This is a genomic window from Rossellomorea sp. GAMAL-10_SWC, from assembly GCF_049568075.1.
Lineage (GTDB): Bacteria > Bacillota > Bacilli > Bacillales > Bacillaceae_G > Gottfriedia.
The window spans coordinates 2,645,036-2,666,297 of record NZ_CP144911.1; the positions used below are offsets into that span (position 1 = coordinate 2,645,036).

At 33.2% G+C, this 21,262-nt stretch carries 23 protein-coding genes; 11 read left to right on the forward strand and 12 right to left on the reverse strand.

The window, feature by feature from the left end; all coding sequences use genetic code 11:
• Positions 1–120 precede the first annotated feature (120 nt).
• The 3 genes from V5E38_RS13145 to V5E38_RS13155 all read right to left on the reverse strand — a co-directional run bounded on the left by V5E38_RS13145 (position 121) and on the right by V5E38_RS13155 (position 2,334).
• Positions 121–1,182: a M24 family metallopeptidase gene (locus tag V5E38_RS13145; RefSeq protein WP_387327261.1), complete on the reverse strand. Its 1,062-nt coding sequence runs from the start codon at positions 1,180–1,182 to the stop codon at positions 121–123.
• A complete protein-coding gene (aroQ, locus tag V5E38_RS13150; protein WP_499210341.1) occupies positions 1,169–1,627 on the reverse strand; it encodes a type II 3-dehydroquinate dehydratase in 459 nt (152 codons plus the stop codon). Before aroQ ends, V5E38_RS13145 begins: the two co-directional genes overlap by 14 nt.
• An 89-nt stretch (positions 1,628–1,716) precedes the next feature.
• Positions 1,717–2,334 (reverse strand): YqhR family membrane protein, encoded by a 618-nt coding sequence (locus V5E38_RS13155; protein ID WP_499210342.1) that lies wholly within the window; start codon positions 2,332–2,334, stop codon positions 1,717–1,719.
• A gap of 206 nt (positions 2,335–2,540) precedes the next feature.
• Between V5E38_RS13155 and V5E38_RS13160 the strand changes: the two genes are divergently transcribed.
• Positions 2,541–3,470: a DUF1385 domain-containing protein gene (locus V5E38_RS13160; protein ID WP_499210343.1), complete on the forward strand. Its 930-nt coding sequence runs from the start codon at positions 2,541–2,543 to the stop codon at positions 3,468–3,470.
• Positions 3,471–3,580: 110 nt separating this feature from the next.
• Positions 3,581–3,976: an SA1362 family protein gene (locus tag V5E38_RS13165; RefSeq protein ID WP_097978554.1), complete on the forward strand. Its 396-nt coding sequence runs from the start codon at positions 3,581–3,583 to the stop codon at positions 3,974–3,976.
• 90 nt (positions 3,977–4,066) lie between these two features.
• On the opposite strand, the gene mntR is transcribed toward V5E38_RS13165, so the two are convergent.
• From mntR to V5E38_RS13180, 3 genes are all read right to left on the reverse strand, one after another.
• Positions 4,067–4,504 carry a transcriptional regulator MntR gene (gene mntR / locus V5E38_RS13170; RefSeq protein ID WP_097978553.1) on the reverse strand — a complete coding sequence of 146 codons (438 nt, stop codon included), beginning with the start codon at positions 4,502–4,504 and terminating at the stop codon, positions 4,067–4,069.
• Positions 4,505–4,683: 179 nt separating this feature from the next.
• Positions 4,684–5,709 (reverse strand): spore photoproduct lyase, encoded by a 1,026-nt coding sequence (gene splB, locus V5E38_RS13175; protein ID WP_499210344.1) that lies wholly within the window; start codon positions 5,707–5,709, stop codon positions 4,684–4,686.
• 547 nt (positions 5,710–6,256) lie between these two features.
• Positions 6,257–7,090: a lipoate--protein ligase family protein gene (locus V5E38_RS13180; RefSeq protein WP_097978551.1), complete on the reverse strand. Its 834-nt coding sequence runs from the start codon at positions 7,088–7,090 to the stop codon at positions 6,257–6,259.
• A 175-nt stretch (positions 7,091–7,265) separates the two neighbouring features.
• Here V5E38_RS13180 and V5E38_RS13185 point away from each other — a divergent pair, with 175 nt between their 5' ends.
• Positions 7,266–7,589 carry a rhodanese-like domain-containing protein gene (locus tag V5E38_RS13185; RefSeq protein ID WP_499213575.1) on the forward strand — a complete coding sequence of 108 codons (324 nt, stop codon included), beginning with the start codon at positions 7,266–7,268 and terminating at the stop codon, positions 7,587–7,589.
• 91 nt (positions 7,590–7,680) lie between these two features.
• Here the strand turns inward: V5E38_RS13185 and V5E38_RS13190 are convergent, their stop codons facing one another.
• From V5E38_RS13190 to V5E38_RS13200, 3 genes are all read right to left on the reverse strand, one after another.
• Complete coding sequence (locus V5E38_RS13190; protein WP_499210345.1) at positions 7,681–8,316, reverse strand: peptidylprolyl isomerase; 636 nt, start codon at positions 8,314–8,316, stop codon at positions 7,681–7,683.
• Positions 8,317–8,474: 158 nt separating this feature from the next.
• Entirely contained in the window at positions 8,475–10,706 is a 2,232-nt protein-coding gene (locus tag V5E38_RS13195; RefSeq protein ID WP_499210346.1) for an MMPL family transporter, read from the reverse strand.
• Positions 10,707–10,944: 238 nt separating this feature from the next.
• The gene (locus V5E38_RS13200; RefSeq protein ID WP_286163940.1) at positions 10,945–11,370 is read right to left on the reverse strand and encodes a divergent PAP2 family protein; all 426 of its coding nucleotides are present in this window, start codon (positions 11,368–11,370) and stop codon (positions 10,945–10,947) included.
• 316 nt (positions 11,371–11,686) lie between these two features.
• Between V5E38_RS13200 and V5E38_RS13205 the strand changes: the two genes are divergently transcribed.
• The 8 genes from V5E38_RS13205 (at position 11,687) to V5E38_RS13240 (ending at position 17,955) form a co-directional block, all read left to right on the forward strand.
• Complete coding sequence (locus V5E38_RS13205) at positions 11,687–11,830, forward strand: YezD family protein (RefSeq protein ID WP_499210347.1); 144 nt, start codon at positions 11,687–11,689, stop codon at positions 11,828–11,830.
• 123 nt (positions 11,831–11,953) lie between these two features.
• Positions 11,954–12,655, forward strand: a complete 702-nt coding sequence (locus tag V5E38_RS13210; protein WP_499210348.1) for an adenine nucleotide alpha hydrolase family protein — start codon at positions 11,954–11,956, stop codon at positions 12,653–12,655.
• A 79-nt stretch (positions 12,656–12,734) separates the two neighbouring features.
• Positions 12,735–13,886, forward strand: coding sequence for a sulfate adenylyltransferase (gene sat / locus V5E38_RS13215; protein ID WP_499210349.1), 1,152 nt, complete (start codon positions 12,735–12,737; stop codon positions 13,884–13,886).
• Positions 13,887–13,898: 12 nt separating this feature from the next.
• Positions 13,899–14,495, forward strand: a complete 597-nt coding sequence (cysC, locus tag V5E38_RS13220) for a nucleoside/nucleotide kinase family protein (RefSeq protein ID WP_499210350.1) — start codon at positions 13,899–13,901, stop codon at positions 14,493–14,495.
• 11 nt (positions 14,496–14,506) lie between these two features.
• On the forward strand, positions 14,507–16,129 hold the full coding sequence (locus tag V5E38_RS13225) for a nitrite/sulfite reductase (protein WP_499210351.1): 1,623 nt from the start codon (positions 14,507–14,509) through the stop codon (positions 16,127–16,129).
• Between the two features lie 16 nt (positions 16,130–16,145).
• Entirely contained in the window at positions 16,146–16,364 is a 219-nt protein-coding gene (locus V5E38_RS13230) for a DUF3906 family protein (RefSeq protein ID WP_097978543.1), read from the forward strand.
• A gap of 16 nt (positions 16,365–16,380) precedes the next feature.
• A complete protein-coding gene (gene cobA / locus V5E38_RS13235) occupies positions 16,381–17,166 on the forward strand; it encodes a uroporphyrinogen-III C-methyltransferase (RefSeq protein WP_499210352.1) in 786 nt (261 codons plus the stop codon).
• A gap of 33 nt (positions 17,167–17,199) precedes the next feature.
• Entirely contained in the window at positions 17,200–17,955 is a 756-nt protein-coding gene (locus V5E38_RS13240; protein WP_499210353.1) for a sirohydrochlorin chelatase, read from the forward strand.
• A 46-nt stretch (positions 17,956–18,001) separates the two neighbouring features.
• On the opposite strand, the gene V5E38_RS13245 is transcribed toward V5E38_RS13240, so the two are convergent.
• From V5E38_RS13245 to V5E38_RS13255, 3 genes are all read right to left on the reverse strand, one after another.
• Positions 18,002–19,204, reverse strand: coding sequence for an aminotransferase (locus V5E38_RS13245; protein ID WP_499210354.1), 1,203 nt, complete (start codon positions 19,202–19,204; stop codon positions 18,002–18,004).
• Positions 19,201–19,695 (reverse strand): Lrp/AsnC family transcriptional regulator, encoded by a 495-nt coding sequence (locus V5E38_RS13250; RefSeq protein ID WP_056475086.1) that lies wholly within the window; start codon positions 19,693–19,695, stop codon positions 19,201–19,203. Before V5E38_RS13250 ends, V5E38_RS13245 begins: the two co-directional genes overlap by 4 nt.
• 76 nt (positions 19,696–19,771) lie before the next feature.
• On the reverse strand, positions 19,772–21,136 hold the full coding sequence (locus V5E38_RS13255) for an aspartate kinase (RefSeq protein ID WP_499210355.1): 1,365 nt from the start codon (positions 21,134–21,136) through the stop codon (positions 19,772–19,774).
• Between the last annotated feature and the right edge of the window lie 126 nt (positions 21,137–21,262).

Here is a 21,262-nt window from a genome sequence, read left to right on the forward strand (position 1 = left end):
CTATAAGTATGTATTGTGTAAAAAAGAACCATTTCTCTTACCATGAATTTCTTTTACAACTTTATATCATAAAGTAAAATACGCTTTTTGTGTAGTTCTAATTTCTAATCTAATGAAATCTTATAAAATGATTAGATTTTTTGGTGAAGACATTAAGTTTTCGTTACCACCAGTTTTAACGATTAAATCATCTTCTATACGAACTCCACCTAGATTTGGAATATAAATACCTGGTTCACAAGTTACGATCATATTTGGCTCTAATACTGTATCAGAACGGAATGATACGCCAGGTCCCTCATGAACTTCTAGACCAATACCATGGCCAGTTCCATGTCCATAATATTCCCCATAACCTTTTTCCGTAATATAATCACGAGTTAAAGCATCAGCTTCTTTACCTGTAATACCTGCTTTAATCCCATTAACACCACGTAATTGAGCTTCAAGAACGATATCATAAATTTTCTTCAAATCAGAATGAGGCTCACCTACAGAAACTGTTCTAGTCATATCTGATACATAACCTTTATAGTATGCACCAAAATCTAACGTTACAAAATCACCAGTTTCAATTACTTTTTCTGACGCTACACCGTGAGGAAGCGCAGAACGAGTACCAGAAGCTACGATTGTATCAAATGATGATGAAGTTGCACCTAATTTACGCATAAAAAATTCTAACTCATTCGATACTTCTAATTCAGTAACACCTGGACGGATAAATCCTAAAATATGATCAAAAGCAGATTCTGCAATTTTAGCAGCTTCTTTAATGATTGAAATCTCTGCATCCGTTTTAATTAAGCGTAATTTTTCAATTAATCCACTTACAGGAACTAATTCTGCTTTTACTACTTTGCGGTATGAACCAAATTCTGTAAACGTAACATGATCTTGTTCAAATCCTAGTTTTGCTACGCCAAATTTCTCAGTTAAAGCAGCAACTTCAGCAGGGATTGAACCTTCATGTTTAACTATCTCATAACCTTCACATTGGCTAGTAGCTTGTTCAATATAGCGGAAATCAGTAATGAATAAAGCTTTGTCCTGTGTAATTAATGCAACACCAGCAGAACCTGTGAAGTTCGTCATGTAACGTCTGTTGTATGTACTAGTAACTAATAATGCGTCTAATCCTTTTTCTACTAAAGCTTCACGTAACTTTTTAATTTTTTCCATTGTTTTTCTCTCCCCTACTAATCTTTTTTAACGCACTTAACCCTAGATCATATCCATACACACCTAAACCAACGATTTGCCCTACAGTTACAGCAGCTAAAACTGAAGTATGTCGGAACTCTTCTCTTTTATGTATATTTGAAATGTGTACTTCAATAGTTGGTACGGTAATACTTGCAATTGCATCACGAATTGCATAACTGTAATGAGTAAATGCGCCAGGATTAAACAGAATCCCATCATAGACTTTATTTGCCGCATGCAGTTGATCGATTAATTCACCTTCATGATTCGTTTGAAAACAATCAATCGTGTCCCCATCTTCATGTGCAAGCGATGATAAATGATCCTCAATATCCTTTAATGTAGTTGAACCATAGATAGAAACTTCTCTCTGACCGAGCATATTTAGATTAGGTCCATTCAATAATAAAAACTTAGCCATTTTAAAAGTCTCCACCCATCATTTTTCGCATATTTATCCCAAATACACATATCTTGGAATACCCAAGGTTTATTTTATCATAGGCCAGACTATTTTGAATAGCCACGCAAATATGCCTTTTGCTCTTGAAATGCAAAAGAAACAGAATATGCAATAAAAGTTCCGTATAAAATGAATAAACAGATTGTAGTTACTGTCGTATCAGACGAGTAATCCTTAATTGCTTTTAAATCGAATGCTATTTTACCAAGAAGAATAAAAACAATAACCCATAGCAGTAATCCAAAAAATATACCTGGCAGAACTCCGTTAAATTTTCTTCCGATAAAATAAAATATAAAAGCAATAATGATTGATATAATCCCAATACCAACTATAGAAATTATGTTTTCAATATAACCATTTGCCCATTTTCCAAGTTTAATTCTTTCTAAAACAAAATTTGGACCAATTTGAGTAAAGTCGAAATAACTTAGTACTAACAAAACAGAAGACCAAAATATGCCACCAAAAAACCCAATACTTGCAATCTTATTAAAGTTCTTATTCCCTTTTGAATCACCATCGCCACCTTGGACTAGGTATTCATTTTGACTTTTACTCTGATTTTGATCTTGGTTTTGATTATTTTCTTGACCCAGCATATCCTTTTCTTGTTCTAGATCCTGACCTTGCTTTTTTTCTTGTTCTTTATCTTTTTCCTGCATTTAACATTTCCCTTTCCATACATTGCTAAATATCTCTGAGTATTATGTCCAACAAAGAAATTTTTAATGTGATTCCGGTTTTTTATTAGAAAATTAAAAATATTATGATTATTATTTAGATTTTCCTACTTCTTACTTGCACCATTATTATGCTTACATTTACAATAGATAGTAATAGATAAAAAACAAGTTTAGGTTGGTGCAACATGAGAGAGAAAAATAAAGCAGTTTATGGGGGTCAAGCAATCGTAGAGGGCGTAATGTTTGGTGGCAAAACACATACAGTCTCTGCTATCCGCAGGACAAATGAAGAAATTCAATATTATGAAGAACCGATACATATAAATCGGACAATGAAAAAATTAAAGAAAATACCTTTAGTCCGTGGTGTAGTCGCGATTATACAAGCAAGTATTAATGGATCCAAACATTTAAATTACTCAACTGAAAGATACGGAATTGATCCAAAAGATGATGAGAAAATTGCCATTGAGCGTGAAAAACAAAAAGGTACGCTTGCAGCTTATCTCGGACTCTCTTTACTAGCCGTTTTATCATTTTTAGTTGGAAAAGTTATTTTTACACTTGTACCAGTACTACTAGCAGCAACACTGAAACCAATATTTGAAACCGATTTTCAACAAGTCGTAATAGAAAGTATCTTAAAACTAGGTTTTTTATTAATTTATATTTACTTAGTTTCATTGACTCCATTTATAAAAAGAGTGTTTATGTATCACGGTGCCGAGCATAAAGTGATTAATGCATATGAAAACAATATTCCTTTAACGATTGAAGGAGTCCAATCACAATCTCGACTTCATTATCGTTGTGGAAGCAGCTTTATCCTATTTACTGTAATTGTTGGTATGTTCATATACTTCTTAGTTCCAACAAGCCCACTATGGCTAAGAATTGTCGATCGACTTTTATTAATTCCAGTCGTTATAGGTGTTTCGTTCGAAGTTCTTCAATTAACAAATAAAGTTCGAAATATTCCTATATTAAGATGGGTGGGTTACCCTGGATTATGGCTTCAATTATTAACAACTAAAGAACCATCTGATGATCAAGTTGAAGTTTCAATCGCTTCATTTAACCGACTTTTAGAAGTGGAAAAAAATAACAATAATTAATTGACAGAATTTTATAAAAAATATCAACTTATTGGATAAAATGTAATAAACTATAAGAAACAATATTTTTCTAACACATTATCTACTCTTCACCATAGGAGGTGCTTAAAGTGAATCAAAAAGTGTACACATCAATATTTTATGGAATAATAGCATTAGCACTTTTTGGCTTAATTGCTCAGTTGATAAACGATCCAGCAAAATTATTACAACGATTTTTGTTTATTGGATTAATCCTTTTAATTATTTATTTTATTTATAGAGTTTTTTCATCTTCAAACAGTCAAAGAAGCCATCAAGACTCCTATCGTAAGGCTGCAAAACAAACTATAAAAAAATATAACACTCAAAAATCTAGCTCGTTTAAAAAATCGATTAACAAATCAAAGCCCACTTCAAGAAAAAGTACCTCCACGCCTTTGTTAAAAAAACGATCAAAGGATGCAAGTCACTTAACTGTGATTGAGGGTGAAAAGGGCAAAAAGAAAGACCGTGCTTCCTATTAAGCACGGTCTTTCTTTTTGGACAATTCAATCAATCTAAAGACCATTAATTTGAAAGTAAAAGACTGTGCTCTATTTCGAAACACAGTCTTCTTATTTTTTTGAATTCGATTGCTCTTCATTCGATTTTTGAATATATTTTAATGCTTCAATGCGATTTTTATCTTCTTCAAAGAATTGTACAAGTTCTCCTATTCGATCAATCGCTTCCCAACTCATATGATGTTCCATTCCTTCAACATCTTGATAAATTAAGTTTTCATCCACACCAATAATTCTTAAGAATTGCTCAAGTAATACATGGCGATAGACAAGTTTTTTTCCCATTTTTTTACCTTTTTCGGTTAGGATTAACCCTCTATATTTTTCATAAATTAAGTAATCGTCTTTATCTAGTTTTTGCACCATTTTGGTTACTGACGATGGGTGTACTGATAATGCTTCAGCAATATCAGATACACGAGCATACCCTTTATCTTCAATTAAAAGGTAAATTTGTTCAATATAATCTTCCATACTAGGTGTGGGCATGTTCTTCCTCCAATACACTCATTCAAACTTTATTCCGTTACAATAAGCATCAATAAAATGATACAACACATAAACCAAAAGTGCAATTAACATGAACACATTTAAATGATAATAGATCTTCATTGTATAAGAGTATGATGAAAATAATAAGAGTGTACCTAGAAAATAGATACACTTCATTATGTAAAATATTGAATTTCTCCATTTGGAAAATACTTTTTTATATAACCCGAAATGGTCTCTTCAATTGAAGCAGCCTCTTCCTTTTGATAAACATATTTTCCAATTCCATATTTACCCCATTTATATTTCCTTTTCTCTTCATCCATTTCAAGTTTAGTATTAGGATACCTCTCTAAAATCACCTTTTTGGCAGGCTTAGTAAACCGATGCTGTATAAGCTCAAATGTCATCCTCTCATTTGCCAATTCACCTAATGCATCCTTTAATCGAATAAAAAGCTCCTCATAGCCCTCTTCCCAATCTTCATGCATATATATCGGTGCAACAATAAACCCAAATGGATATCCTGCATATGCAACTTTTTTCGCGGCTTCTATTCTCTCATCAAATGAACCAGTTCCGGGTTCGAAGTTTTTGATAACATACCTAGAATTTATACTGAATCTGAATGTTGTTTTTCCATTATGTTTTGCATCAAGTAAATGATCTACATGTGGAAATTTCGTTACAAATCGTAAACGACCGTATTCTGTTTCACCAATAAATTCAATCGTTTTCTTTAGAGAATGTGTTAAATAATCTATGCCAACTATATCAGAAGTACACGCAGCCTCAAACCGTGTAATCTCAGGCTCGCGTTCCTTTATATATTTCTGGGCTTGCTCAAAAATATCCTCTAAATTTACATATACCCGAATATAGGGCTTAGAACCAAGCGTTGTTTGTAAGTAGCAATAATGACAATGCCCCATACAGCCAGTAGCAAGAGGAATTGCATATTCCGCTGAAGGTTTAGATGTTTCAAACTTTAAAGTCTTACGCAACCCAACTACTAAAGTAGACTTAGCGATCCGGTATTTTTCCACATCATTTTCACCAGGTAAATTTCGAATTTGATTATGGGATGTTGTTTCTCTTATTTCTAAACCCATCTGCTCAAATTTCTCCTTTAATTCCTTTCCTAACGGATACTCTAAAGCTTGGGGCTCGAAATAAACAAGCTTTGGTATAAAAGGCTTCATATAATCTACTCCTTCTCCACTTTTTTGTTTAGTATTAACCACGATAATAATTAAAACAGTGGAAAAGGTAGGAAGTTTCTCTTGTGATGCTCCTTTATTTTTTCGTTGATGCCTAAATTTGAATGGATTGAGGGTAATTAATGCTTGACCTGCAATTTTTAAAAAAATCGGATCGATTTATTAAAGAAAGGATTAACTTTTTATAGAATTGCACTACATTTTTGGGGTTCTACTAAAATTTTGTGTTAAAGATGAAATGTATTATGCTTAAACCCCTGGGATACCCTTAGCCGTATCAGTATATCTTTGATTTATTTGCGGTTTTCGAAATTTAATTGCACTTTTGCCTTTTTTATTTGCGATTATTGAATTTTAATTACACTTTTACCTTTTTTATTTGCACTTCTAATTTTTTTGCACTCTCACCTCATTTATTTGCACCCTTGCTTCTTTTATTTGCACTTCTACAATTATCCTAATTTATTCACTTCTCTCCCCCAAAACTCAATGCAAAAAAAAGAAAGCCAAAAAGGCTTTCAATAAAAAACTACTTACGTAAATTCCATTCCTCAGTACCATATTTAGTAGCAGCTAAATCCTGTACTTCCTTCTCTTGAGCCTCTGTTAATTCATAAGATACTAACTCGATATCTAAGCCAATTTCGAAGCCTTTTTCAAATGCTTCATACAGGTCAGCCATTGTTTTAGGAGTAGAACTTTCTGCATTGATCCAAGTTGCACGATCTAAGAATCGTTTTTTCATTCTCTCTCTCACAGCGTCTGAAGAGAAAATATATAAGTCATATAACATATCAACATCAATATTTAAAGGAATTGAACCGTGCTGAAGAATTGAGCCCTTTTGTCTCGTTTGAGCACTTCCAGCAATTTTTTTATCATTTACAACAACTTCATACCATGATGGCGCATCAAAGCAAACGGCACTTGCTGGGTTTTTTAATTCATTTTTTTCTTCAGCAGTTTTTGGTACAGAAAAAGAAGCATCTAAACCAAGTAGCTTGTACCCTTCTAAAATCCCCATTGAAATCACTCGATATGCTTCTGTAACAGATACTGGCATATTTGGGTAGCTTTCTGGGACAATTACGCTATAAGTTAATTCATCGTGATGAAGCACGCTTCTTCCACCGGTTTGGCGTCTTACGAAATCACCATTGTATTTTTTTAATGCTTCTAAGCTTATTTCTTGGTTTTTTTGGAAATATCCGATTGTTACAGTAGGATTTTCCCATTCATAGAAACGCAGTGTTGGAAGAAAACCTTCTTCACTTTGCCACTTGATTAAGCATTCATCAAGAGCCATATTATAGCTACCTGATTTTACTCCGCTATTAATAAAATACCACTTTGTCTTTGTCATGTTGAAAATCTCCTCATTTTTCGATAAATTTTTACTTTTTTAATGAAAGTTTCTTGCACAATCCTACTAGAGAATTATAATAAGATAAGTAGGTAATTGAAAGGTGTTGAAAAATTTGAGTCAGTTTTTACCAATAATTTTTGTCGTACTAGGTATCATTGTATACTCAACAGTTATGTATTTCTACCAAAAACGTTTAATAAAAACGTTATCTGAGGAAGAATTTCGTGCTGGCTACCGTAAAGCTCAGCTAATTGACTTACGTGATCAAGAAGATTTTAAGAACGGCCATATATTAGGTGCTCGAAATATTCCGTTCGCACAATTAAAAACGCGTTTAAAAGAAATTCGTAAAGATCAGGCAGTCTATTTATATGATCAAATGGGCGTTCGTCCAGGACAAGCTGCACGTATTTTACGTAAACAAGGAGTAACAGAGCTTTACCAACTTAAAGGCGGCTACAAACTTTGGTCTGGTAAAATTAAAAAAGGTTTATAATCCATTTAATAATGAAAAAACTACTTCATTTTTTTGAAGTAGTTTTTTTAGTTTTATGTAGAAGTCATTAAAACCAAGCTCAAGGACGATTTTATTCTTTATGAGTTTTTGGTTTAGCGTATTTCTCGCCTTTTGTATCTACCTTTATCGACTCGATGATTACTGGAGTAACAGGTTTTTCCATTGAATCCACTTCAACTGTGTCAATTTTCTTAACAATATCGATTCCTTCTGTCACTTTACCAAAGGAAGCATATTGTCCATCTAGGTCAGGTGTATCGTTTGCCATTATGAAAAATTGACTTCCAGCACTATTTGGATCACCAGTTCGTGCCATAGATAGTACACCTGTTGTATGTTTTAAGTTATTTTTAAAGCCGTTTGATGTAAATTCTCCATCAATTGCATATCCTGGGCCACCGCCACCAGTTCCCTCAGGATCGCCACCTTGAATAACGAAGTCTCTAACAACTCGATGGAATGTTAATCCATTATAAAAGCCTTTGTTTGCTAGTGATATAAAATTATCTACTGTATTTGGTGCAATATTAGGATATAATTCAGCTTTAATGACACCGTAATCCTTTACCTTTATTGTTGCAATTGGTAATTTTCCATGTTTTTTACCATTTGCAGATTTTTCATTATTGTTACCACATGCTGCTAATAAGCTGATTGTTAATACAAGACAGCTTATTAAAATTGCCCTTATCGATCTTTTTAACATTTTTACTACTCCACCTCTTTCATTTTTAGTTTACCAAATTTGACCATGTATTTTCTATAGTTTCGAAAAATTGGGAATTTTTACACAGACCAAGTTAGTTCACTTAAATAAAAAACTACTACTCAAATATGAAATGAATAACAGTTTCTTTAATTGATTTATCCAACTCTTTTAGAGGGTTCATCGATTTTATTTTTTGTAAATGGAAACCACCAATTCCATTTTCCAAATAACTGCATTAAGCTAGGAACTAAAACTAAACGAACGATTGTAGCATCCAAGAAAATGGCTATAGCAATCCCGATTCCCATCTGTTTAACAGGTACCATATCAGTAAAAGCAAATGCCCCTGTAATAACAATCATAATGGATGCCGCTGATGTGATAATACGACTCGTCGATACTAACCCTTCTCTTGTTGAATAAGTATTATCTTCCGATTCATAGTATAGCTCTTGCATTCTCGACATTAAAAATACTTCATAGTCCATACTTAAACCGAAAACTAATCCAAAGACAAACACTGGCAAAATCAACATGATATCAGATTGAGGTAAGCCAAAATTACCACCTTGGAATAGCCAAGTAATGATTCCAAACGTTGCACTTAAAGATAATACATTCATTAAGATCGCTTTGATTGGAATGATAATGGACCTAAATGCAATCATTAATATGATAAAAGTACTAACCATGATTACAAGTAAACCGTATACAATATTATCTGTAATTTCATCAAATAATTCTTGTTCAAATTTCACTTGACCACCTATAGTATAGTCAAGTCCTTCAATTTTCCCATTGTATTTATCTTCAAAATCTCTTACCCATTGCTTCCCTTTTTCTGATTTTGGATCAGAATTCAAGAATACTTGAATATAAGTTTTATTCTTTTTTATATAGGCATCAATCGCAGGCTGAATTTTTGATGCGTTTGGAGATTTTAAAGCAGGTAATAATTGCTGAGCGTTTAAATTAACTGCATTCAACACACTTTTAACTTCATAAACATTTTTGTCATCTTCAAGCTTTTTCTGTATTTTATCTAATGCATTTACATTATTTTGCTTTAAAAAGTCTGTATTAGATTCTAGTACAATTGAGATTGTTCCATGTTTTTGAGCTTCGGGAAGAAAAGCTTTTTGATATTTTTCATAATTAATTCTCGACGTTGCATCCTTTGGTAATGCATCAATTGTAGGGATATTTAAGTGCACATCCCTAATTGGAATGACGAAAAGACCTAAAATGATTAATGATGTTAGTGCCATGATGATTGGTCTTTTCATAACGAAATTTGCAAATTTTCTCCAAACTGCTTGTTGTTGGTCTTGGCTTCGATTCGCAATGGATTTTAACGTACCTTTATTAATATTTTTACCAAGAGCTGAAAGGACTGCTGGTAAAAGAGTTAAAGATAAAAATAAACTAACTAATACAACAACTGCACCACTTATTGCGACACTTCTAAATAAATCAATATTTATGAAATACAGAGCTGATAACCCTATAAATACGCAAATACCAGAAAATATAATCGCTCTACCTGCAGTTGCAAACGTTATACTAATTGCTTCTTTCACTGTTGAATGGTTCTGTAATTCAGTCTTATAACGGCTTACGAATAATAAGGCAAAATCGATTGATAATGCTAAGCCAATCATCGGTGCAACATTTAAGACAAAGATTGATAAATCAACATGCTCACCTATAAAGAATAAAATTCCAAATGTACTTAAAATACTTATCATACCGATTATAATTGGAATTGCAGATGCAACTAAACTTCCAAATGCAAAAAATAGGACGATAAACGCAATCGGTACACCGATCATCTCTGCTTTCTTTAAGTCTTCTTGACTAGTTTTATTCATTACATCACTAATGATTGTAAATCCAGTTGTCCCTACCTTTACAGTATCATTTGAAAAAGACTCTACTTTTTTTGCAAATTTATTGTTTAGATCAACAAGCTTATCGTGATCCTTCTCATTATATAAAAGAGATAAGTAGGCAATATTATCTTTTTTCATACCCGGATTTATTAGAGGATGATGAAATTGTTTTATATTCTTTTCCTTTTGAACTTCCTTCACAATCCGTTCAATATCAGATTGGAAATCGACGCTTGTGGCACCTTTTTTTCGCTCGAGAATAATGATGAGTGAATCTGGCGATTGTTCAAATTCTTTTTCTAGCACATTCTTAGCTTTTTCATAATCTCCAGGTGTCCTAAAACCATCTCCATCTAAAATGCCAGGTAAATGCTTCGAATAAATACCTAGAATGATTGAAAATATAGCTAAAATTGCAATAACAATATACCGGAATTGATAAATCGATCGACCCACCTTTTTCCAAGCACTATTTTCACTTACTGTACTTTTCATTCTTCCACTCCTTATTTACATATCCTACCAATATCTTATCAAACTGATGTAAAATCGCCTATTGATTTATATTTTGAGTCAGAAAATAGAAAAAGAAAACTCTCTCGATTAAAGTCTTAAAGCGAAGACGCAGAGGGTAGTTGTCACCTCGTTGTAAAGTCTACATCGTTGCCATTGATCTTTTATCAATGTGTAAAAAAACGCCCATAATATAAATCAAATGATTTATATTAGAGCGTTAAAATTTTGAAACTATGATGGCAATGATGATGCCAATTAATGCTCCAACAACAACTTCATATGAAGTATGACCTACTAGTTCATTTAATGCTTTATAATTTTTAATTCTTCCATGAAAAAAATCATTTAATAACTTTGCATGTTTACTAACTGCCAATCTTACACCTGAAGCATCATACATAATAATCGTCGCAAAAATTGCTGAGATTGCGAAAGTAACATTTCCAAAACCTTCTGTTAATCCAACACTTAATGCTAATCCAGTAACTGTTGAGGAATGTGAACTTGGCATACCACCAGAAGCAAAAAACTTAGATATATCAAATTCTTTTTCTTTAAATAAATGGATAATGACCTTTAAAAACTGCGCAATAAACCACGCTATAATAGCTGAAATTAATGGTTCGTTATGAAGTATCGTCAAAAGGAACCTCCTTTAAGTGTAACTAATTGTTATTCCATTATTATCTTTCTTAAATAATTGTATATTCATTAATAGCTTATAAGAACAAAATTATTTTTGTTAAATATTAAAATGTAAAGCAGATTTACTTTTGTATCAATATTATTTTGTTTTTTTCTTATTATTTTTATTTAATAGTTGACATATAATGGAGAATTCCAATCACATAATACAAGATTATGAAATATATAAATTTTTAATAAATTATCATTTTTGAAATTGACAATCCATATAATTCTGATAGACTTAGTTGTAATTAAATTCTAGGAGGAAGCTCATGAGCCAAACCAACGACTTAACACCCATCCTTGAGGTCGTGGAATCATTACTTAATGGTTTAAGATTTGGAACAATCACATTAGTCGTTCAAGATGGGAGAATTATTCAAGTAGAAAAACAAGAAAAAATACGATTAAAGTAAATAGGGTTCCTGCTGACTAGAAAAACTAGAGGCAGCTCAAGTCTACGTATGAAAAATGTAGATTTGAGCTGCCTTTTATTTTTAGGATAACTTGGCTTCTTATGTCAATTGGAGGAAAAGTAAATGAGAATTGAAAATTGGAATGAGAAAAGTATACCTGACTTTTCGATTGATAATGAAACAAAAGGTGCACTTGAAGTACTCGAATGGGCTTACAAAACCTATCGTGATGATTTAGTTTATGCTTGTAGCTTTGGAGTTGAGGGAATCTTATTAATTGATTTAATTTCAAAAGTAAAACCTGATGCAAAGGTTGTTTTCTTAGAGACCGGCCTACATTTCAAGGAAACTTATGAATTAATAGACCGCGTGCAAGCTAAATATCCAAGCTTACAAATAGAAAAGAAAACACCAAGTCTAACTTTAGAAGAGCAAGCTAATATTCATGGAGATGAGTTATGGAAGCGTGAACCAAATAAGTGCTGTAATATTCGCAAAATCTTACCACTTCAAGAAGCTCTAAAAGGTGCTCCAGCCTGGGTGTCAGGCTTAAGAAGGGAACAATCTCCTTCAAGACAAAAAACAGAATTTCTTAATCTAGATAATAAGTTCAGTTCAATTAAAATTTGTCCCCTAATCCATTGGACTTGGAAGGAAGTTTGGCGATATGTATATTACAAAAATCTTCCATACAATCCATTACACGATATAGGTTACCCAAGTATTGGTTGCGAGGTATGTACATTACCGGCTTCAAATTCTTCAGATAGCCGATCTGGTCGTTGGTCTGGTTCACAGAAAACTGAATGTGGATTACATGATTAGTTGTCTATATTAGATGCTAAAAAATGAAAGTTTATTCTTACTAACTATTAAAATAGGAAATTTTAAGGAGTGTTTAGAAATGAGTTTACCCCCACATGGCGGAGTCTTAATTAATCGATTTAATCCAGAAGTTACTGTTAAGGATGGTTTGAAGGAAATTCCTTTAGATTTAATTGCGTTAAGTGATCTAGAGTTAATTGGAAATGGAGCTTATAGTCCCCTAACTGGTTATTTAGGAAAGGATGATTATGAGCAAGTCGTAAGCACAATGAGATTAAAAGACGGGACTGTATGGAGTATTCCAATTACCCTTCCTGTGAGTGGACAAATAGCTAGCAATCTAAAACTGGGAGAACAAGTTAAACTAACTTTTGAAAATAATGTGTATGCATTGTTAAAGATTGATGATATTTATACTCCTAACAAATTACTTGAGGCACAGTTTGTTTATGGTACAACTGACACACACCACCCTGGAGTAGCAAAAATGTATTCGCGTGGTGATGTTTATTTAGGTGGCGAAGTAACTGTTATTAGACAAATTAATCGTACTCAATTTACTGAACATTATTTAAGTCCAAAAGAAACGAGAGAAAAATTTGCATCATTAAATTGGAAGAAAATAGTTGGCTTTCAAACTCGTAATCCAGTTCATCGTGCCCATGAATATATTCAGAAAACCGCACTAGAAATTGTAGATGGTTTGTTCTTAAACCCATTAGTTGGAGAGACAAAATCGGACGATATTCCTGCAGAAGTCCGAATGAAAAGCTATAAAGTCTTACTTCAAAACTATTATCCTACAGATCGAGTATTTTTAGCCGTATTCCCTGCCGCTATGCGATATGCGGGACCGAGAGAAGCTGTGTTCCATTCGATTGTTAGAAAAAATTATGGCTGCACACATTTTATTGTTGGGCGTGATCATGCTGGCGTTGGCAATTACTACGGAACTTATGATGCACAAAAAATCTTTCAAAATTTTTCGCAAGATGAATTAGGAATCTCTCTCCTATTCTTTGAAAATAGTTTCTATTGCACAAAGTGCGAGAATATGGCATCAACCAAAACATGCCCGCATGGTAGCGACCATCATGTAACATTATCAGGTACGAAGGTTCGTGAAATGCTAAAAAAAGGTGAACTTCCTCCTTCTGCTTTTAGTAGAAAAGAAGTTGTTGAAGTACTAATTGAAGGTTTAAAAGAACCTGAATCAATTTCAGTAGAATAGGAGAAAAGTTGAATGTCTAAAAATATCGTTTGGCATCAAGCTAGTATTTCAAAAGAAGACCGTCGTCAAAAAAACAATCACCACAGCTGTATTTTATGGTTTACTGGTTTATCTGCTTCAGGTAAATCGACGATTGCTAACGAGATAGCAAAAGCTTTATACCATCTTAATGTTCAACAATACGTATTAGATGGTGATAATATTCGTCACGGCTTAAACAAAGATCTAGGTTTCACTGATTTTGACAGAACCGAAAACATAAGACGAATTGGTGAAGTAGCAAAACTTTTTGTTGATAACGGGCAAATCGTCTTAACGGCTTTTATCTCCCCTTTTATTGCTGATCGAAATATCGTTCGGTCATTAGTCGAACAAGACGAGTTTATTGAAGTTTACGTAGAATGCTCTGTTGAAACTTGTGAGAGTAGAGATCCGAAAGGACTTTATAAAAAAGCAAAAAATGGAGAAATTCAAAACTTTACGGGGATCAGCTCTCCGTATGAGGCACCAATAAATCCAGAAATTACATTAAATACTGATAAGCAATCTGTACAAGAATGTGTTGAAACAATAATTCAATTTTTAAAGAGTAAAAATTATATTGGGTAAGGTGATGTTCGATGGCATTTGAAAAAATTTGGAAAGACAATCTTAAGCTAAATGAAACTGAAAAAAAGAAACTCGTTAAAGATGGACTTAAAATTTATGATGACATCCCCTACTATGCTGAAAATGGGTTTGATTCAATTCCAAAAGATCAATGGGATTTATTCAAGTGGGCTGGATGCTATTTACAAAAACCAAAGGAAGCCGGATATTTTATGATGCGAGTTAATGTTCCGTCTGGCATATTAACAAATGAACAGCTTATAACATTAGCAGAAATCGCTCGTGATTATGGTCGAGATGTATATGATATTACAACCCGACAAGCGATCCAATTTCATTGGTTAACAATTGATCAAATACCAGATATTTTCACTCGTTTAGAAAAAGTTGGGCTATCTAGTGCTGGTGCATGTGGTGATATCACACGTAATATCGTTGGAAATCCACTTGCAGGGATCGATCCAAATGAATTATTCGATACTACACCGATCGTAAAGGAAATTTATGAATTCTTTCAGTTTAATGAAGAGTTCTCCAATCTACCTAGAAAATATAAAATGTCGATCAGTACAAATAAAAATAATGCGTCAAATGCAGAAATTAACTGCATTTCATTTATTCCGGCTATTAAAGAAATTGACGGCAAAGAAACTTCTGGTTTCCATTTAAAAGTTGGTGGTGGGCTTTCTTCTGCTCCACATTTAGCTCAAGAACTAGATGTTTTCTTATTACCACATCAAGTGAAGGAAGTTGCTATCGCCGTTACAACAATCTTTAGAGATTATGGCTACCGTGAGAAACGCCATCACTCTCGTTTAAAGTTTTTAGTCGCTGATTGGGGCGTTGAAAAGTTTAAAGAAGTTTTAGAAGGATATACAGGTAAGCTATTAACAAAAGGATCTGGCTTTGAAGAGTCATGGAATGCAGGATATTTTTATGGAGTTCATCCACAAAAGCAAGAAGGTTTAAATTATGTTGGATTAAGTATACCTGTTGGAAGATTACATTCTAAAGAAGTTTTTGAGTTAGCTAGAATTGTTAAAAAATACGGTAATGGTGAAATACGTAATTGTAATTCACAAAATTTAATTTTGCCAAATATTCCAACTGAAAATATTGATGAATTATTGAAAGAACCAATTCTTGAAAAATTCACTCCAATACCGCCAAAATTTATTGGTTATTCTGTTGCTTGTACCGGAAGTGAATACTGCAATTTAGCTTTAGTCGAAACGAAGGCTCGTATGAAGGACACCGCTTCTTATTTAGATGAAAAAATTACTTTAGATGTACCTGTTAGAATTCATATGGTTGGTTGCCCTAACTCTTGTGGTCAAAGAGCAATCGCTGATATAGGACTTCAAGGAATTAAGGCTCGTAATGAGAAAAAAGAATTAGTAGAGGCTTTTGAAATCTATGTAGGTGGTACATTAGCCAACGGTGGTAAATTAAATGAAAAATTAAAAGGGAAGGTTGAATCCCCTGCCCTCCACCTAGTATTAGAAAAATTCTTGCAGCACTTTAGCGAAAACAAACTACCTTCAGAAACCTTTTTAGATTATGTATCAAGAGTTGGAATTGAAGAATTACAAGCCTATTTAACTTCCATTCTTGAAACTGTTAATGCATCTTAAAGAAAGTCGGTGACATATGTTTTTATATCGATTTGAGGCAACAATCGAAAGTCGTATCGTTCCAATTGTTATATTAGCTAGTGATGATGAAAAAGCATTTAAACTAGTTGATACAGAACTTGAAAAGTTTTATGTTAAGAAACCGGACGTTAAAGAACTACTGATGTATGAAAAAAAGAAAGTTAGTCAAAGTGGTGGATTTGTTTTAGATTTAGAAGTTTTAAGTAAACGATGATGATGAGGTGTGTGGAATGATTGGAAAAGTTTATTTAGTTGGTGCTGGACCAGGGGATGTTGATCTAATTACAGTAAAGGGACTAAAGTGCATTCAAAATGCAGATGTCATTATATATGACCGACTAGTTAATAAAGAACTATTAGAGTATGCAAAAGAATCCGTCGAGTTAATATACGCTGGTAAACTCCCAAACTACCATGCATTAAAACAAGAAACAATAAATGCTTTCTTAGTAAAGTATGCAAAAAAAGGAAAAAACGTAGTTCGCTTAAAAGGTGGAGATCCATTCATTTTTGGTCGTGGTGGTGAAGAAGCAACTTATCTTGTAGAACGTGGTGTCTCTTTTGAAATCATTCCTGGCATTACATCAGGTATAGCAGCTCCAGCTTATGCTGGTATACCTGTCACCCATCGTGATTATAGTAGTTCCTTTGCTTTTGTAACAGGTCATTGCAAAGAAGAGGATACGGTTAAATGGGCCTCTTTAGCAAAAGGCATTGACACACTAGCAATTTATATGGGAGTTAATAACTTACCATATATTCGTCATCAACTAATTTCAAATGGAAAACATCAAGACACACCCGTTGCCCTGATCCACTATGGTACTACAGAACAACAGCGAACTGTCATTAGTACATTAAAAAATGTAATAACAGACGTTGAAAAAGAAAAAATAACCAATCCTAGTATGATTATCGTAGGAGAAGTCGTTAAATTACACCATCAATTACAATGGTTTGAGACTAACTATAACGCGATTACTGAACAGAAAAACATTAATTATTCAAGTCTATAAATTCTCCCTTAAAATGAAATGAGGTGCTTTAGAATGGATGCAATCTTATATGTATGTCATGGAAGCCGTGTAAAATCGGCTGTCCATTCAGCCATACAATTTGTTAAAAAGGTACAAAAACAAATCGATTGCCCTATTCAAGAAATTAGTTTTATTGAACTCGCAGAACCATCAATTTCAGTAGGATTAGAGAATTGTTTGCGTAAAGGAGCAAAATCGGTAACAGTATTGCCGGTTTTACTCCTCTCTGCAAATCATGCAAAGGTGGATATTCCTCTTGAAATCGCGAAATTTCAAAAGGAATATCCACACATAAAAATAAAAATTGCCACTCCAATCGGAATACACAAAAATATGATCAAATTAATCCAAAAGCGAATTAATGATAAGGTTAAGCAGTTAACAAAGCCAACTAAAATACTACTAGTTGGACGAGGAAGTAGTGATCCATTAACGATAGATGATTTCACTTCAATCGTTAAACGTCTTGAAGCAAATATAAAGCATCCTGTTCTCCCCGCTTTTATGGCCGTTTCAAAGCCGTCAATTCACGAAGCTTGGAATCAGCTATTGACTGAAAAAAATCACCAAGTAATAATCGTTCCGTATTTATTTTTTTCAGGAACTCTTATGAATAAATTAAAAGATAAAATAAAATCATTACCTCTAGAAATGCAAAATAACTGGATATTATGTGAAACCTTAGGTTACGATCACTTAATTACATCAATTTTTACTGAAAGATTACTTGAAGCTGAAACAAATGAATTATATACTTCAATAAAATAAAAGCTCTTGTTTCCTCAAATAGAGAACAAGAGCTTTTATTTTTCGTTTATTTACTTTCAACTTTAATAAAATTTGTTGGTTGGTAAGTTGGAAGAGTCTGTAAGAATCGATTAATCCTTTTTGTAGCTTCAATTAATTGATTTAATGAAGTTGCATAAGAACATCGAATATACCCTTCACCACAATCTCCAAAAACATTTCCCGGGACGACCGCTACTCTCTCTTTTAATAATAATTGTTCAGCGAACTCCTCTGATGTTAAGCCCGTATTCTGTATTGATGGGAATACATAAAAAGCTCCACCTGGAAGATGACATGATAATCCAATTTCTTGAAGAGATTGCACAAGGAAATTACGACGTTGCATATAACTGCGTCGCATTGCTTCTACATCATGATCTCCATTTCGAAGTGCTTCAACTGCAGCATGCTGTGACATAGTTGGTGCACACATAATTGCATATTGATGAACTTTAAGCATATGAGAAATAATGTCCGAAGGTGCTGCAACAATTCCAAGTCTCCACCCTGTCATTGCAAATGTTTTAGAAAATCCAGAAATTAAAATTGTATGGTCTCGCATTCCTTCGATATTTGCAAAGCTTGTATATTCGCCATCATAAACAAGCTCAGCATAAATTTCATCAGAAATGACAATTAAATTATGTTTTTTAACAAATACGGCTAAATCCTCTAATAATTCTTTTTCTAGTAGAGTACCAGTTGGATTATTAGGATTACAAAGTAAGATCGCTTTTGTTTTCGGTGTAAGTTTCTTTTTCAACGCTTGAAGATTGATTTTAAACTCTTCTTCTCCTGTCGTTGATAAATGAACTGGAACACCGCCTGCTAGTGAAACTAAAGGAGCATATGAAACAAAGCATGGATCAATAACGATTACTTCGTCCCCAGGATTTAAAATTGTTCTTAAAGCTATATCAATCCCTTGACTTGCCCCTACTGTTATAATTAATTCATCTTCTGGACTATAATGCACATCAAATTTCTTAGCAAAATAACGACTTACTTCCTGACGTAATTCTAGCAGTCCAGCATTTGACGTGTATGCCGTATGTCCTGTTTCTAACGAATAAATACTAGCTTCCCTAACATTCCAAGGCGTGACAAAATCAGGTTCACCTACTCCAAGTGAAATGACATTATCCATACTAGCTGCTAAATCAAAAAACTTTCGAATCCCAGAAGGTTGTAGTGTAGTTACTGTATTTGATAAATTAAATTTACTCATGGCGTGATCACCATGCGCTTATCACTTTGTTTTTGACCATATACGATACTATCATGTTTATAACGTTTTAAAATAAAATGGGTAGTCGTTGATAAGATAGATTCTAAAGTCGATAGTTTTTGGGATACAAATGATGCAATTGATGTCATTGTTTTCCCTTCAACTACAACTGATAGGTCATATGTTCCGGACATTAAATAAACTGATTTAACTTCTGGGTATAAATAGATTTTTTCAGCAATCTCATCAAACCCTACGCCACGTTTTGGAGCTACTTTTACATCAATCATAGCAGTTATACTTTCTTGAACTGGAACTTTTCCCCAATCAATAAGCGTAATATATTGAAGAATAATACGATCGTTTTCAAATTTTGTTAATATATCAGCTACCTCTTCTTCTGTAGCTCCAATCATTTTTGCTATCACGTCATTACTTAAGCGTCCATTTTGTTCAATACACTGAAGTAATTGTATTTCTTTTTCTGTCATATTCTTATACTCCTTATGTATTCCATTTTATGGAATTACGTTAAATGTTCATTCTATTCATCTATTTTTAATTAAATTAGTTAGATGACACTTTTGAGAAGAATTCTTCATAAATAACTTGTACTGCATTTTTCTCGTCGTATGATTTTACGCCAAACATCATACTTACTTCTGAAGAACCTTGGTTTATCATTTCAATATTTATTCCCGCATTTGCTAACGCTTTACTCGCTCTTGCAGTAGTACCAACATTATGACGCATCCCCTCACCTACTAACATGATCAAAGCAAGGTCTCTTTCAACAACCACATGGTCAGCATCTAATTCATCTTGAATCCGATTAATAATTTGAAGTTCTAATTCTACTGGTAATTGATTTTGACGAATAATAATCGAAATATCGTCAATTCCACTTGGCTGATGCTCATATGAAATCTGATAATCCTCAAGTATTTGCAATAATTTACGCCCAAATCCTATTTCTCTGTTCATTAAATACTTGCTTATATATATACTACAAAATCCATTATCACTCGCGATCCCAATTAAAGGACCGTTTGATAACGTACGTTCCTTAACGATTCGTGTACCGGGAGCTATTGGATTATTCGTATTTTTAATGTTTACTGGAATTCCAGCTTGAAAGGCAGGGATTAATGCTTCGTCATGAAATACGTTAAAGCCTGCATATGATAACTCTCTCATTTCTCGATAAGTTAATTCCTTAATTTCCTTTGGTTTACGAATAATCGTAGGATTTACAGAAAAAACTGCATCAACATCAGTAAAGTTTTCATATAAAGTAGCTTTAACTCCGTTGGCAACAACAGAACCAGTAATATCTGAGCCACTGCGAGAAAATGTAACGATATGTCCAGCTTCTGAATAGCCAAAAAATCCTGGGAAAATAAGAATTCCAGATTTTTTTCTCAATTCAAATAAGTTCTCATAGCTTTTCGCTAAAACTTGGGCATGTCCTGGTTCATTTGTAACAAATAAACCTGCTTCTTTTGGATTAATATAACTTGCCTCAAGTTCTTTTAACTGAAAATATGACGCTACTAATCTAGCACAATTATCTTCCCCACATGCCATAACAGCATCCATATATCTTGCAGGATGATCCTTTTCACTACTTAAAGAAAGTTCGATACCTAGTGAAATTTCATTCATAATATCCACAGATAAACCTAATCCATTTGCAATTTCTGAATACCTTTGAATAATTTGATGGAATTCTTTCGAATAATCCTTTCCCTGTAGAGCAAGTTGTGCGCAACTAATTAGTAAATCGGTAACTTTGATATCATCTGGAAATCTTTTACCTGGTGCAGATACAACGATAATTTTACGCTCAACATCTGATGTAACAATCTGAAATACTTTTTCAATTTGTCCCGAAGTGGCTAATGAAGACCCACCAAATTTTACGATTTTCATTTTTATTACCCCTAATTTAGTTAATTTTCAGTTAAAAATAATGTTACAATTATCCTCCTTCTGTGAGAAAAAATCAACACCAATTAATAAGTTTTTTCGGAAATTTTAGTATGTTACAAAAAGAAT